The organism is Xanthomonas sp. 1678 (genome assembly GCF_031455575.1).
Classification (GTDB): domain Bacteria; phylum Pseudomonadota; class Gammaproteobacteria; order Xanthomonadales; family Xanthomonadaceae; genus Xanthomonas_A.
The window spans coordinates 663,175-677,772 of sequence record NZ_JAVDSZ010000003.1; the positions used below are offsets into that span (position 1 = coordinate 663,175).

Consider the following 14,598-nt stretch of genomic DNA (forward strand, 5'->3'; position numbering starts at 1 on the left):
AGGTTCCGCCATGCCGGGTTTCCTGCTCCATGCCAACGCCGCCATGACCTGCCAGCACGCCGCCGGCCAGGCCAAGATCGTGCCCGGGCAGACACGGGTACTGGTCGTCGGGCAACCGGTGGCGGTGATGCCGCCGGGCGCGCCGACCATCGCCGTGCTCGGCTGCCCCTTCACCGTGCCGCCAAGCAAACCGCAGCCATGCGTGACCGTGCGCTGGTCGATGCCGAGCACCCGGGTCAAGGTGATGGGGTTGCCGGTGATGCTGGCACCGGCGCCCGGGCCAGGACCGGGCATCTGCCAGAGCGCCGAACAGATTCCGCAAGGGGCGCCGATCGTCGGCGCGATGCAGGCGCGCGTCAGCGCGATGTGACCGCCAGGAGCATGCGCATGTACCTCGACTTTCCTTTCCACGTCGATGGCCGCGGCCGCAGCGCCGAGGTCGGGTTCGATGGCCACGTGCGCGACCTGATCGAGCAACTGGTGTTCACCCAGGCCGGCGAGCGCGTCAACCGTCCGGATTTCGGCAGCGGCCTGCTGCAGCTGGTGTTTGCCGGCAACAGCCCGGAACTGGCGGCGACGGTGCAGTTCACCCTGCAGGCGGCATTGCAGCGCTGGCTGCAGGACGTGGTCGAACTGCGTGCCCTGCAGGTCAGCGCCGACGACGCAGCATTACGCGTACACGTGGAGTACCGCGTGCTGCGCACCGGCGAAGACGCCGTCGCCGATTTCGAACACGCCCTCTAGGCCGCGACCAGGAGCCTTGCCATGCACCTTTCCTGCCTGACCGACCCGCGCCGCCAGGCCGTCCGCGCCTTCCAGGGACGGGTCGGGCTGGATTTCGTCGAAGTCTCCGACGACCAGCGTGCGTTGTACGTCACCTTCCTCGGCAAGCTGCCGCCGGAACTGCGCGAGGACGGCCCGGGCCTGCCGGGCCATCTGCGGCTCGAAGGCGGGCGTGGCGACCGGCCCCTGGTCATTGTCGATGTGGATCCGCAGATCGGCGACGGTCCCGATCGCGACGACTGGCTGGTCGTGCGCCTGGACCGGCGTGGCGATCACGGCACCTATCGGCTGCATCTCGAAGGCGTGGCCGGGCTCGATCCGATGTACGCGAGCGCGGCGTTCTCGTTCAAGGTCGGCTGCCCCGCCGAACTCGACTGCGCCAGCGCGCCGGCCTGCGTGGAACCGGCGCCGGCCGAACCGTCGCTGTCTTACCTGGTGAAGGACTATGCGAGCTTCAAGCGCCTGATCGAGGATCGCCTGGCGCTGATCTCGCCGGCCTGGCAGCCGCGCTACGTGCCGGACCTCGGCGTCGCCCTGACCGAACTGCTGGCCTACGCCGGCGACTACCTCAGCTACTACCAGGACGCGGTCGCCACCGAGGCCTATCTCGGCACGGCGCGCCAGCGCATCTCGGTGCGTCGCCATGCGCGCCTGGTGGACTACCGCCTGCACGAGGGCTGCAACGCGCGCGCCTGGGTGGCGCTGGAAACCGACAGCGACCTCGACCTGCCCGCGGCCGATATCGCGTTTGTCAGCGGCATCGCCGCCGACGCACCACTGCCCACGGTGCTCGACGACGAACGCATGGCCGCGCTGGACGCACCGGCACTGGCGGTGTTCGAGCCGGTCGGTGCGGACGCTGCGGCCAACGTGCGGCTGCGCGCCGCACACAGCCGCATCGGCCTGTACGACTGGGGCCGCGACGACTGCTGCCTGCCGCGGGGCGCCACCACCGCGGTGTTGCGCGACGGCTGGGCGGACGCCGAGGGGCCGGCGCGCACGCTCGATCTGCGTGCCGGCGATGTGCTGATCCTGCGCGAGGTGGTCGGCGCGCGCAGCGGCCTGGAGGCCGATGCGGATCCGCAGCGCGCCTGGCCGGTGCGGCTGGTCCGCGTCGCGCCCGATGAGGACAGCCTATTCCCGTCAGGCCCCGACGATCCGCGGCCGACGCCATTGCTGCAGATCGAATGGCACGCGCAGGACGCCCTGCCTTTTCCACTGTGCCTGTCCGCGCTCGGCCCGGCGCCGGCCTGCGCCCGGCTGCGCGATGTCGCGATGGCGTTCGCCAACGTGCTGCTGGTCGATCACGGACGCAGCACCGGGCCGCAGGACCTGGGTACGGTGCCGCAAGCGGACTCGCCGCACGAATGCCAGTGCGAGGGTCAACCGGCGCCGACCGATGCGGGCGCAGCCCGCGTGAGCTGGCGCCTGGCCGAGTCGCCGCTGACCCATCGCCATGCCGCCCCCGCCGCCACTGCGGCGGCCAGCGCCAGCGTCGCTGCCGATCCGCGCGACGCATCGCCGGCCCTGGCCGTGCTCGACAGCGACCAAGCCACCTGGCAACCGGTGTTCGACCTGCTCGCCAGCCGTGGCGGCGACCGCCACGTCGTCGCCGAGATCGACAACGACGGCCGCGCGCGCGTGCGCTTCGGCGACGGCAGCCTGGGCCAGCGCCCGCGCGCCGGACTCATCATGCAGGCGCGCTATCGCGTCGGTAACGGCAGCGCCGGCAATGTCGGCGCCGGCAGCATCAATCGCCTGTACGTGCGTGGGCAGCGCCTGAGCGGCATCGATCTGCGCCTCGGCAACCCGTTGCCGGCGCGTGGCGGCGTCGATGCAGAACCGCTGGCACAGGCGCGCCTGCTGGCGCCGTCGGCGTTCCGCAGCGACCTGCAGCGCGCCATCGTCGCCGCCGACTACGCGCGCATCGCCGAACGCGATCCGCGCCTGCAACGCGCCGCCGCAGAACTGGTCTGGACCGGCAGCTGGTACGAAGCCGATGTCGCGCTCGATCCGCTGGGCCAGGTGCCGGCCGCGCCGGCGGTGCTGGCGCAGGTGCAGACCGCCCTGGAACGGGTGCGCCGCATGGGCCACGACCTGCATGTGGAAACGGCGACCTACGTCGCGCTGGACCTCGCGTTGGAGGTCTGCGTCCTGCCCGGCCACGCGCGCGGCGCGGTCAGCGCCGCCCTGCGCGAGCGCTTCGGCGCCGGCTGCCGCAGCGACGGCCAGCCCGGCTACTTCCATCCCGACCGCCTGCAGTTCGGCCAGAACGTCCGCGTCAGCGCACTGGTGGCCGAGGCGATGTCGGTGCCGGGGGTGGAATGCGCGCGGGTCACCCGCCTGCAACGCCTGTACGCGCCGCCGAACCGCGAACTCGACGATGGCGTGCTGGCCTTGCGTGGCAACGAGATCGCGCGCCTGGACGCCGATCCCGCCCGGCCCGAACACGGGCGACTGTCGATCAGCGTGGGAGGTGGGCGATGAGTACGCACGATTGCCACTGCGGTGGCGCGCAGTGCGGCTGCTGCGACGGCGTTGCGACGATGACGCCGGTCGCGATCGCACCGCGCCCGGCGCTGCCGGCGCTGCCCTATCGCGTCGGCACCCACGGCCGCTTCCTGGCCAGCATGAAGGCGCGCCTGTCCGGCATGGAAGTGACGGCGCCCGGCGAGGACGGCCAGACGCTGCTGCACCATCGCCCGTTGCAGGCCCTGACCACCCGCGACCCCGCCGATCCGGCGCTGGCGCTGCTCGATGCCTGGGCCTGCGTCGGCGACGTGCTGACCTTCTACCAGGAGCGCATCGCCAACGAAGGCTATCTGCGAACGGCCGTGCAGCGGCGCTCGCTGGTCGAGCTCGCGCGCCTGGTCGGCTACCAGCCGCGCGCCGGCGTGTCGGCCAGCGTGCACCTGGCCTACAACGTCGACGAGCATCAGGCCGAGCCGGTCGAGGTGCCGGTCGGCACGCGTGCGCAGTCGATCCCCGGGCCGGACGAGTTGCCGCAGATGTTCGAAACCGACGAGCCGCTGCAGGCGCGTCGCGAATGGAACGACCTCGGCATCCGCCGCCAGCGCCCGCAACGGATCGACGCGGCGACCCTGCCCGCCTTGAACGTGGTGTACGCGGCCGGCGTGGACACCGGGGCAAGCGCCGGCGACCTGCTGTTGTTCGAATTCGCTAGCGGCGCCATGCGTTACCAGGCGCGTCGCGTGCTGGCGCTGGAGACCGATTTCGAAGCCCAGCGCACCACGCTGCGGCTGCAACCGTTGGCGCCGCTGGTGCCGCAGGCCTTGCCATTGCTGCAGGACCTGGTGCTGGAGCTGCAGCGCCTGCAGGACAACGGCGACGGCGATGCGAATGCCGTGCGCAACGCCACCCGGCTGCGCGATGGCCTGCTGCTGGGCGCGGACGCGTGGCCGCTGGCGGAGTGGGCCGAGCGGTTGCAGAACGGCGTGGAGGGCGACTCCATCGATGCGATCGCCAAGTTCGGCGATGCGCTGAAACAACTGGAACTGCCTGGCGCGGCGCCGATCGTGTCCACGCCCGATGAGGCAGTGGAGGCCTTGCTGATGCCGCCGCAGGTCCAGGCCGCCAACCGCCTGCGCCTGCGCCGCGACCTGGGCGATGCCTTCGCCCGCGGCGCCGACCTGCAGCCGCAGTTGATCACCGGCTTCGCGCCGCGCCTGAAGGGCGCTTACTACGATGCCTGGCGCGGCTCCACTGCCGGCGCGGCGCCTTCGGCCCTGCAGGCGGTTTACTTGCTCGGGCCTGGCCAGGCGTTGTTCGGCGCTACGTCGGCGCATCCGGTGCCTGCCACCGACTCGCCCGGCCTGCCGGCGCTGGAGAGCTGGAGCGATTGGCACTATGCGCCCGACGAGTCATCCAGCAACGCGTTCCTGGCCAGCGCCGCTCCCTTGTTGGCATCCGGGGCCCTGATCCTGGTGTCGCGCGCCGGCGAGGACGTCGACGATCTGCCGCGCCTGGAGGTATTGCGCGTCGCCCGCGCACGCAGCGGCCCGCGCAGCGCCTATGGCCTGTCGGGCGACACCACCCGGGTGGAGTTCGGCGACGCGGACGGCCCGAGCCAGTGGCGCGAGGTCGAAGTCAAGGAGGCGCGCGTCTTGATCACCGAACTGCGCAGCACCTGGCTGCATCCGCAACGGCGCTCGCTGGACCTGACCGATGCGCCGATCCTCGATGACGTCGCCGGCGGCACGCTGGAACTGGCTCCGCTGCACGAGCAACTGGCGTCCGGGCGCTGGGTGGTGGTCGAAGGCGAACGCAGCGACATCGCCGGGGTGCGCGGAGTGCGTGCGGCCGAGCTGATGATGGTCGCCGGGCTGCGCCACGGGCAGGACCCGAACCTGCCTGGCGACCGCCCGCACACCACCCTGCAGTTGGCCACGCCGCTGGCCTACCGCTATTACCGCGCCAGCGTGCGCATCCGCGGCAATGTCGTCGCCGCCAGCCACGGCGAGACCCGGCGCGAAGTGCTGGGGAGCAGCGACGCGCGGCGTCCGCTACAACGCTTCGAGCTGCGCCAGCCGCCGCTGACCTGGCGGCCGGCGCCAACCGCACTCGGCGCTGTCAGCACGCTGAAGGTCTACGTCAACGACGTGGCCTGGCCGGAAGCGCAAAGCCTGGCGATGCTGGGACCACACGACCGTGCCTTCGTCACCACCACCGATGGCGACGGCGGCACCGCGGTGGTCTTCAGCGACGGCGAGCATGGCCTGCGTCCGCCCAGCGGATTCGAGAACCTGCGCGCCGAATATCGCAACGGCCTGGGCAAAGGCGGCAATGTGCGCCCCGGCCAGGTCGCGCTGATGGTCACCCGCCCGCTCGGACTGAAGGACGTGGTCAATCCGCTGCGCGCCTCCGGTGGCGCCGACCGCGAGACCGAGGCGCTGATTCGCGAGAACGCGCCACGCTCGGTCATCGCCCTGGACCGGCTGGTGTCGGTTTCGGACTACGCCGACTTCACCCGCATGTTCGCCGGCATCGCCAAGGCCGACGCGCGGCGGCTGGCCGACGTGGCGGGCGACTACGTGCAGATCAGCTACGCCGGCGTGGAGGACATGCCGATCGATATCGATTCGGACCTCTACCGGAATCTGGCCCAGGCGCTGCGCACGCTGGGCGATTCCGGACTGCCGATACGGCTGGTCTGGCGCGAACGCATCGCCCTGGTCCTGCAGGCGCGGTTGCGGCTGTTGCCGGGTTACCGCTGGGAACCGGTGGCCACCGCGGTACGCACGCGGCTGCTGGCGCGCTTCGGGTTCGATGCGCGGGCGCTGGCGCAGCCGGCCCTGCTGTGCGAGGCGATCGCGGCGATCCAGTCGGTGGATGGGATCGACTGGGTCGACGTGGACAGCTTCGGCGGCATCACCGATACCGAGATCGACCCGCAGAGCGGGCAGCCACGGCTGGTGAGCCAGGCGCAGATCACCGCGCAGGTGCAGCGGATCCTGCATGGCGACAACGCGGGCAAGTCGCTGAGCGTTGGCGCTGCGCTGCAACGGCCCCCACCGCGCGTGGAGGCGCGCCCGGGCCGCATCGAACAAGGCGTGGCCCGGCCCGCGCAGATCGCCTGCTTCATGGCATCCGTCGCCGACACCCTGATCCTCAACCCCGACTCGTGAGCGCAGACATGGATCTTCCTTCGCTGCACACGCTTCCCCGCGAAGACCGCCTGTATCGGCTGCTGCCGGCGGTGCACCGCATCCGCGACGCCGAACAGGGCTATCCGCTGCAGGCGCTGCTGCGGGTGATCGCCGAGCAGATGAACCTGGTCGAGGACGACATCGCGCGTCTGTACGACAACTGGTTCATCGAGACCGCCGAGGACTGGGCCGTGCCCTACCTCGCCGACCTGCTCGGCTATCGGCCGGTGGAGGCGGCACTGGGCGATGGCGCCGGTGGCCAGGCGCTGGAACGTGTCCGCGTGCCGCGACGCGAGGTCGCGCATCTGATCTCGCAACGGCGCCGCAAGGGCACGGTCTCGTTGCTGGAAGACCTGGCCTTCGATGTCGGCGGATGGCCGGCGCGCGCGCAGGAATATTTCCGCTTGCTCGACCGCGCCCAGCATCCCAGCCATCTGCATACCGAGCGCCTGGGCACGGCGGACCTGCGCGACATGCGTGCGCTGGACCGCTGCGACCGCCCGTTCGACACCCTGGCCCACAGCGCCGACCTGCGCCGCATCCAGTCGCGCCACCGCCGCGGCCGGCACAACGTGCCCAGCGTCGGCGTGCATGTCTGGCGCACGCGCAGCTACCCGGTCACGCGCACCCCGGCCTATTGCGTGGAGGACGCCGGCGCGCATTGCTTCACCTTCAGCGTGCTGGGCCAGGATGCGCCGCTGTACCGCAAGCCGCGGCCGGAGCCGGACGCGTTCCACCAGGCCGACGAACAGAACCTGCCGCTGCCGCTGCGCCGCCGCGATCTGCGCGACCACCTGCGCCAGGACTACGGCGCCGATGCCAGCCTGGCGATCTGGGCAGAGCAATGGGCCGGCCAGGACGGCAGCGCGCCGGTGCCGGTCGAAGCCATCGTGGTGGCCGACCTGAGCGGCTGGCGCTACCGGCCACCGCGCGGCAAGGTCGCGGTCGACCCGCAGCGCGGACGGCTGATGTTCCCGCCCGACCAGGTGCCGAAGAAGGGCGTGCGGGTCAGCTACCACTACGGCTTCGCGGCCGATCTGGGCGGTGGCGAATATCCGCGTCCGGCGCGGCGGCCACCGCCGCCGTTCACGCTGTATCGCGTCGGCCAGGGCGGCGCCTCGTCGTTGCCGCGCCTCGGCGATGCCTTGCGCAAGTGGGAGGAGGAAGCGCCCGCCCACGCGGTGATCGAGCTGATGCACAGCGGCGTGTGGGTCGAGCCGGTGCACGTGCGCCTGCGTCCCGGCCAGTCGCTGATGCTGTGCGCTGCCCCTGGAACGCGGCCGGTGATCCGCCTGATCGACTGGCAGACCGACCTGCCCGACGCGCTCGGCGTGGAACTGGACGTCGGCAGCCGCTTCGCGCTGGAAGGCATCCTGCTTGCCGGGCGGCCGATGCAGGTCAGCGCCCCGCACGACCCGCGGGCCTACGCCGAGCAGGCGGCCAAGACCCCCGCCTGTGGCGCCGAACTGGCGATCCGCCATTGCACGCTGGTGCCGGGCTGGGGGATCGGCTGCGATTGCGCGCCCGAACGGGCTTCCGAGCCCAGCCTGGAATTGCTCGGCGTGCAGGCACGCGTACAGATCGAGCACAGCATCGTCGGCTCGATCCAGGTGCGCCAGGATGAGGTCGGCACCGACCCGATCGCGCTGGTCATCGCGGACAGCATCATCGATGCCGCCGGCAGCGGCGATGCGATCGGGGCGATGGATGCGGCGGTCGCCCACGTCCGGCTGACCCTGCGCGACAGCACGGTGCTCGGCCAGGTCCAGGTGCATGCGGTCGAACTGGCCGAGAACAGCGTGTTCGACGCCTGCCTCAATGTGGCGCGGCGCCAGATCGGTTGTGTGCGCCACAGCCACATCCCCTGCCACTGCCGCTCGCCGCGGCGCTACCGCTGCCAGCCCGACGAGGTGACGGCGGCGGTGCGCGCGCGCCATTTGCCGGAAGCGACCGAACAGACCCTGATCGGCGCCGAACGCCAGCGCGTGCAGCCGCGCTTCCAATCGCGCCGCTACGGCCTGCCCGGCTACGCGCGGCTGACGCCGGACAGCGCGCTGGAAATCCGTCGCGGCGCCGATGACGGCTCGGAGATGGGCGCCTACCACGATCTCTACGAACCCCAGCGCGAAGCCAACCTGCGCGCGCGCCTGGATCAACACACGCCGGCCGGGATGACGGTCGGGCTCCTGTTCGCGGACTGAACCAAAAAAGGACCTACCCATGAAAGGCGATTTCTCGCGGGTCAGCTTCGATCCCCGCCACCACTTCAGCCAAGTGCTGCTGCAGCAGGGACGCGTCACCCTGGACGCCGATCCGAACGAACAGGGCGCCATCCTCCTGCACCACCTGCGCACGTTGGCGCTGGATCTGTTCGGCCCCTACGCCGCGCCGGCCGGCAGTCCGGGCTTCGGCCTGACGCTGGACGACGACGACGGCCTGGGATTGCAGATCGGGGCCGGCCGCTACTATGTGCAGGGCATGCTGTGCGAAAGCGAAGGCTGCGACTACCTGGCGCAGCCGCACTACACCCCGGCCGACGGCAAGGATGGGCCGATCGACGCGCTGCGCCGCTGGCTGGGCGCGGCCAACCGCGACGACTCGCGATTCTGGGTGTATCTCAAGGTGTGGGAGCGCCACGTGACCAGCATCGAAATGCCGCACCTGCGCGAAGTCGCGCTCGGCGGCGCGGACACCTGCAGCCGCTCGCAGGTGGTCTGGCAGGTGCGCGCGCTCGACCTGGCCGAGGTGGACAAGCGCTTGCAGGGGCGCATCGACGACTGGAAGAAGCGCATCGAGCAGACCGAGGACGAGGATGAGCGGGCCCTGCTGCAGGCACAGCTGGACGCGCTGCAGGCGCAGCGCGATCTGTTGCGCGAGAGCCCGGAGCAGGCCTGCGCGGTGCCGTTGCAACTGTTCGAGCGCGATGCCGGGGCGGCGATGACGCTGCGCCTGGAACCGCCAGAGCGCCTGGACGATCCCTGCGTGACCGATCCCGACGTCGCCTACCGCGGCACCGAGAACCATCTCTACCGCGTGGAAATCCATCGCGGCAGCGAAAGCGGCGCGCCGACCTTCAAATGGTCGCGCGACAACGGCAGCGTGGCGACGCGCTGGGTGTCCGGCGGCGGCAAACGCCTGCGCGTGGCCAGCACGCGCGGCTTCCTCGACGCGCAGTGGGTGGAGCTCAGCGACGAGGACGACGATCTGCAAGGCCGGCCGGGCACGCTGTGCCGCCTGGCCAGCGTCGACGGCGACGAGTTGGTGTTGGCGACGGACGCGCCACGGCAGGCGAACGCCACCAGCAAGGTGCGGCGCTGGGACCAGCAGGCGCGCGACGACGTCAGCCTCGACGACGGCGCGGTGCCGCTGCGGCCGTCGTCCGGGCTGGAGGACGACTGGATCGACCTGGAGGACGGCCTGCAGGTGCGCTTCGATCCGGACGGCGAGTATCTCAGCGGCGACTATTGGCATGCCGCGGTGCGGACAACCGGCGATACCGGCTGGCCTCGCGACCGCGACGGCCATGCCCTGGCGGAGCCACCGCAGGGCACCCGCTATTACCACGCGCCGCTCGGTTTCGTCGGCCTGTCGGCGACCGGCGCGCCTGGCGTGCTGGCCCCGTGCACCTGTCTGGTCTACCCGGCCAGCACCTGCGCTACGCCTCGCGCGCAGCTGGTCGGCAACCCCTCCAGGAAACGGGACGGTATCGTCGCGCCAGCTGCGACAAAGACCTCGCGCAAGCGAAAGGACGGCTGACAGGTACGGCGTGGTCGCGCGGCCGTTCCTGGCGCGGCCGTCACGCAGATGCGCCGCCGCGGCGAGCGTTGCCCATCATCGCCACCACGCGTCGGCGCAGTTCGGCGATGCTAACGAACAACACCGGCACCACCAGCAGGCTGAGGACCGTCGAGGTCACCAACCCGCCGATCACGGTGATCGCCATCGGCTGCCGGAAGCTCGCGTCGGCACCCAGTCCAAGCGCGATCGGCAACATGCCGGCGATCATCGCCAGCGACGTCATCACGATCGGGCGTGCGCGCTGCGCGGCGGCCTCGGCGATGGCCTGCGACGGAGAAGACGCCTGGCCGTTGCGCAACGCCTGCTCGGCATGGTCCACCAGCAGGATGGAGTTCTTGGTCACGATGCCCATCAACATGATCAGGCCGATCATGCTCGGCACGTTCAGTTCCATCGAGCTCAGCAGCAAGGCAGCGAATGCGCCACCCAGTGACAGCGGCACCGCCGACAGGATGGTGATCGGCTGGAACGCGTCCTTGAACAACAGCACCAACACGCAGTACATGCAGACGATACCGGCGGCGATGGCGCCGATCAGCCCGCCTGCCATTTCCGCGGCCAGTTCGGCATCGCCGGTCTCGATCCGTGTGACCGCCTTGGGCATGGCCTGGCTGGTGGGCAGTGCGGCGATGGCCGCGTTGGCCTGTCCGAGCGCAAGCCCGGCCAGGCTCGCGCTGAGCGTGACGTAGCGCTGGCGGTCGAACCGCTCCAACTGGTACGGCCCGCTCTCCACCGCCACGCTCGCCACGCTGCCCAGCGGCACCGGGCCGTGCCGCCCCGGCACGCGCAACTGGGTGAGCGTGTCGAGGTCGCTGCGCGCGGCCTGCGGCAGTTGGGTGCGGATCAGCAACTGGCGACTGTCGAGCGTCAGCCTGGGCAGGTCGGTGTCGTAATCGCCTCCCAGCGCGATGCGCACGGTGTCGGCCAGGGCCTGGGTTTCCACGCCCCGCTCCACCGCAAGGCCCAGCATCGGGCGCACCACCAGCTCCGGCTGCTCGAGGCTGGCGGAGGATGTCACGTTGGCCAGCCCGCGCACGCCACGCATTTCGCGCTCCAGCGAACGTGCCGTGGCGGCCAGCAGGTGGGGATCGTTGCTCGCCAGGATGAGCGCGACCTCGCCCCCGGGCGCGTTGCCGCCGACCGTCACGCGCGCGCCGGGCAGCGTGGTCAGCCGGTCGCGGATCTGCTGCTCGAGCGCAGGCTGCGGTGGGCGCTGGCCACGCTTGGCCAAGGTGATGGTCAGCACCGCCCTGCGCGTCTCGGACACCGACATGCCGGCATCGCCTTCGGTGCCGCCGATGCTGGTGAACACCTGCACGACGCCGGGCAGATCCGCCACCGCCTGGCGCACCCGCTCGGCCATGGCGGTGGAGCGCTCCAGCGACGTTCCCGGCGGCGACTCCACGCCGATCTGCACATAGCCCTGCTCCGCCGGCGGGATGAAACCGGTGGGGATCAGCGGCAGCAAGGCCAGCGATGCAACCAGCACCGCCGCGGCCAGCAGCAGCGTCGCGGTGCGGTGCTGCAGGCACCACGCCACTCGCGCACGGTACCAGGTGACCCATGCGCTTTCCTGGCAATGCATGGCGGGCGCGTCGGCCAGCCAATGCACCGCCAGCAAGGGCGTCAGCAAGCGCGCGACCAGCAGCGAGGCGAGCACCGCGATCACGGTCGTCCAGCCGAACTGTGCGAACAACAGGCCGGAGATGCCCGGCATGAGTGCGGTCGGCAGGAACACCGCCACCAGCGTGAGCGTCGTGGCGATCACCGCCACCGCGATTTCCGACACCGCATCGGCGGTGGCCTCGCGCAAGGGCTTGCCCAGCCGCCGGTGGCGTTCGATGTTCTCGATCTCGACGATCGCATCGTCGACCAGGATGCCGGCGACCACCGCAAGCGCAAGCAACGTCAATGTGTTGAGAGAAAAGCCCAGCCATGGCATCAGCGCAAAGGTGGGCAGGATCGACAACGGCAGCGCCATCGCCGCCACCGCGGTGGCGCGCCAGTCGCGCAGGAACCACCACACCACCAGCACGGCCAGCAGCGCACCTTCCAGCAACAGCTGCATCGAGCCGTCGAACTGTTCCTGCGTGTAGTCGACGCTGCCCGCCACCCGCGTCACCACCACGTCCGGGTAACGCTGTGCCAGTTCGGACAGGGCCTGCTCCACCGCCGCCGCCACCCGGGTTTCGTCGCGTCCACGCGCACGATAGATGTCCATCCCGACCACCGCCTTGCCATCGAGCAGCGCGGCGCTGCTGCGATCGCGCGGACCGTCCACGATGCGTGCAACGTGTTCCAGCCGCAGCCAGCGCCCATCCGCCAATGGGATCGGCAACTGTTCCAGTTCGCGCGCCTGCTGCACTGTCGCCACCGTGCGCAATGCCTGCGTCTCTCCGCCAAGGCGCGCGGTGCCGCCAGAGGCTTGCTGCTGCACACGGCCGATGGCACGGGAGACTTCGGCGGCGCTGACGCCGAGCGCTGCCATGCGCGCGGGGTCGAGCTCGACGCGCACTTCGCGTTCGACCCCACCCACCCGCGCCACCCGGCCGACGCCCGGGAGCACCCGCAAGGTCTTGGCGAGAACGTCGTCGACGAACCAGGACAATTGCTGCTCGTCCATGTCCTTCGCCTGCACGGCGTACCCCAGGATCGGGCTGCTCCCCAGCAGTTCCGCGCTGACCGACGGCGGCTGCACCGTGGACGGCAAGGTCGAGCGCATGCGGTCGACCGCCTCCTTGGTCTCGGTCAACGCCTCCTGCAGCGGCTTGCCGATCTCGAACTGGGCGCTCACCCGCACCATGCCGTTGAACACGGTGCTGCGCACATGGCGCAGGCCGACCAGTCCGGTGAGCGCGTCCTCCACCGGGCGGGCGACCTCGCTTTCCAGTTGCAGCGGCGAACCGCCAGGCTGCACCAGCGCGATGTTGATGGTGGGCAGGTCGATCTCGGGAAGATCCTGCACCGGGAGGTTGCGGAAGCCGATCCATCCAGACAGCGCCAGCAGCAGGAACAACAGCACCACCGGGGTGGGATGGCGGATGGGCCAGGTCGCCGCGCTCACGGCGAACCGGCCTTGCGCGCGCCGGCCTGCGCTGCAGCTGCCGGCACGACCTGTACCTGGTCGCCGTCGGCCAGGAAGGCGGCGCCTTCGTGCGCCACGACATCATCGGCCGACACGCCGGCCACGATCTCCACCAGCGCCCCCTGGCGCCGCCGCACCGTCACCTCGCGCAACGCCACCTTGTGGCGGGCACCCAAGGCCTGGAGCACGAACACGCAACTGCGTCCGTCGCGTACCACGACCGAGGCCGCCGGCAGCGCCATCGCCGGTGTCGTCCCGCCACCGATGCGCCCTTCCACGTACATCCCGGCCCGCGCGGTGGAGCCGCTGCGGATGTCCGCATAGACCAGGCCCAGGCGCGAATCGCTGCCGAGCACCGGCGAGGTCTGGCGTACCAGCGCCTCGGCGTGGGTGCCATCGGCCAGCGTCAGGCGGACCACCTGGCCTTTGGCGATGGTCGAAAGCTGCGCGGCCGTCACCTCGCCCCGCCACTCCAGCCGATGCTGGCGAATCAAGGTGAACAGCGCCTCGCCGTCCTGCGGCACGCCACCGGGCGTGGCGGCGCGGGCGCTGATCACGCCCGCGTCGGGCGCGCGCAGCACGGTGTTGGCAAGGTCGATCCGCTTGGCGGCCAGCGCCGCCTGTGCCACGCGCACGTCGGCGGCGGCCGTGTCCACGCGCGTGGTTGCCTGCAGGATGGCCTGCTCGCTGAGAAACTTGCTCGCGCGCAGCGCGACCGCACGTTCGGCGTCGCGCCGGGCCTGCGCGTGCAGCGCCTGCGCCTGCGCCAGGGCGGCGCGCAGGCGCAGGACGTCGGCCCGCAATACCGCGTCGTCCAGCCTGGCCAGCACCTGGCCCTTGCCGACCAGATCGCCCACGTCGACCTCGACGCTGGCCACTCGCAAGCCGCTCAGCGGCGACGCCAAGGACGCCTCCTGCCACGGCACGATCGCACCCGAGGCCAGGATCTGCTCCTGCCACTGCAATTGGTGCGCCTTTGCGGTGGTGATGCTGAGCATTCCCGGTGGCGCGGCATCGGCCACGGTCGCCGCCTCGGCCGCCCTGCCATGGCCGAACGTCCCGACCGCCCATCCCGCCACGCCCGCCAGCAGCGCGATCAGCGCCAGCACGGCCACCCTCGCCCGGCCGCCCAGGCGCCTGGCCAGCACAGGCGGATGCGCGTCGAAGTGCAGCCGTGCCAGCAAAGCGGCGATCTCGTCCTGTTTCATGTCCAATGTCCACACCAGTGTCGCGGCGCGCCGGGATGGCGCACGCTGCGCAGCACGT

General features: G+C 71.1%; 8 protein-coding genes. 6 read left to right on the forward strand and 2 right to left on the reverse strand.

The features are described 5' to 3' along the window. Positions 1-10: 10 nt before the first annotated feature. Genes J2Y70_RS09030 through J2Y70_RS09055 form a run of 6 tightly spaced genes read left to right on the forward strand, consistent with a single transcriptional unit; the run spans position 11 to position 10,205 of the window. The gene (locus J2Y70_RS09030; RefSeq protein WP_263394571.1) at positions 11-370 is read left to right on the forward strand and encodes a hypothetical protein; all 360 of its coding nucleotides are present in this window, start codon (positions 11-13) and stop codon (positions 368-370) included. Positions 371-387: 17 nt separating this feature from the next. After that, a complete protein-coding gene (locus J2Y70_RS09035) occupies positions 388-744 on the forward strand; it encodes a GPW/gp25 family protein (protein WP_263394572.1) in 357 nt (118 codons plus the stop codon). 21 nt (positions 745-765) lie between these two features. Then, positions 766-3,270, forward strand: a complete 2,505-nt coding sequence (locus J2Y70_RS09040) for a putative baseplate assembly protein (RefSeq protein WP_309916092.1) — start codon at positions 766-768, stop codon at positions 3,268-3,270. Beyond that, on the forward strand, positions 3,267-6,428 hold the full coding sequence (locus tag J2Y70_RS09045) for a putative baseplate assembly protein (RefSeq protein WP_309916095.1): 3,162 nt from the start codon (positions 3,267-3,269) through the stop codon (positions 6,426-6,428). The genes J2Y70_RS09040 and J2Y70_RS09045 overlap by 4 nt, the downstream gene beginning before the upstream one ends. Before the next feature lie 8 nt (positions 6,429-6,436). Beyond that, positions 6,437-8,650: a hypothetical protein gene (locus J2Y70_RS09050; protein ID WP_309916098.1), complete on the forward strand. Its 2,214-nt coding sequence runs from the start codon at positions 6,437-6,439 to the stop codon at positions 8,648-8,650. Positions 8,651-8,669: 19 nt separating this feature from the next. Next, entirely contained in the window at positions 8,670-10,205 is a 1,536-nt protein-coding gene (locus tag J2Y70_RS09055; protein ID WP_309916100.1) for a DUF6519 domain-containing protein, read from the forward strand. A 40-nt stretch (positions 10,206-10,245) separates the two neighbouring features. Here the strand turns inward: J2Y70_RS09055 and J2Y70_RS09060 are convergent, their stop codons facing one another. Both J2Y70_RS09060 and J2Y70_RS09065 read right to left on the reverse strand, forming a co-directional pair. Next, a complete protein-coding gene (locus J2Y70_RS09060) occupies positions 10,246-13,311 on the reverse strand; it encodes an efflux RND transporter permease subunit (RefSeq protein WP_309916103.1) in 3,066 nt (1,021 codons plus the stop codon). Next, a complete protein-coding gene (locus tag J2Y70_RS09065) occupies positions 13,308-14,540 on the reverse strand; it encodes an efflux RND transporter periplasmic adaptor subunit (protein ID WP_309916106.1) in 1,233 nt (410 codons plus the stop codon). The genes J2Y70_RS09060 and J2Y70_RS09065 overlap by 4 nt, the downstream gene beginning before the upstream one ends. Positions 14,541-14,598 lie beyond the last annotated feature (58 nt).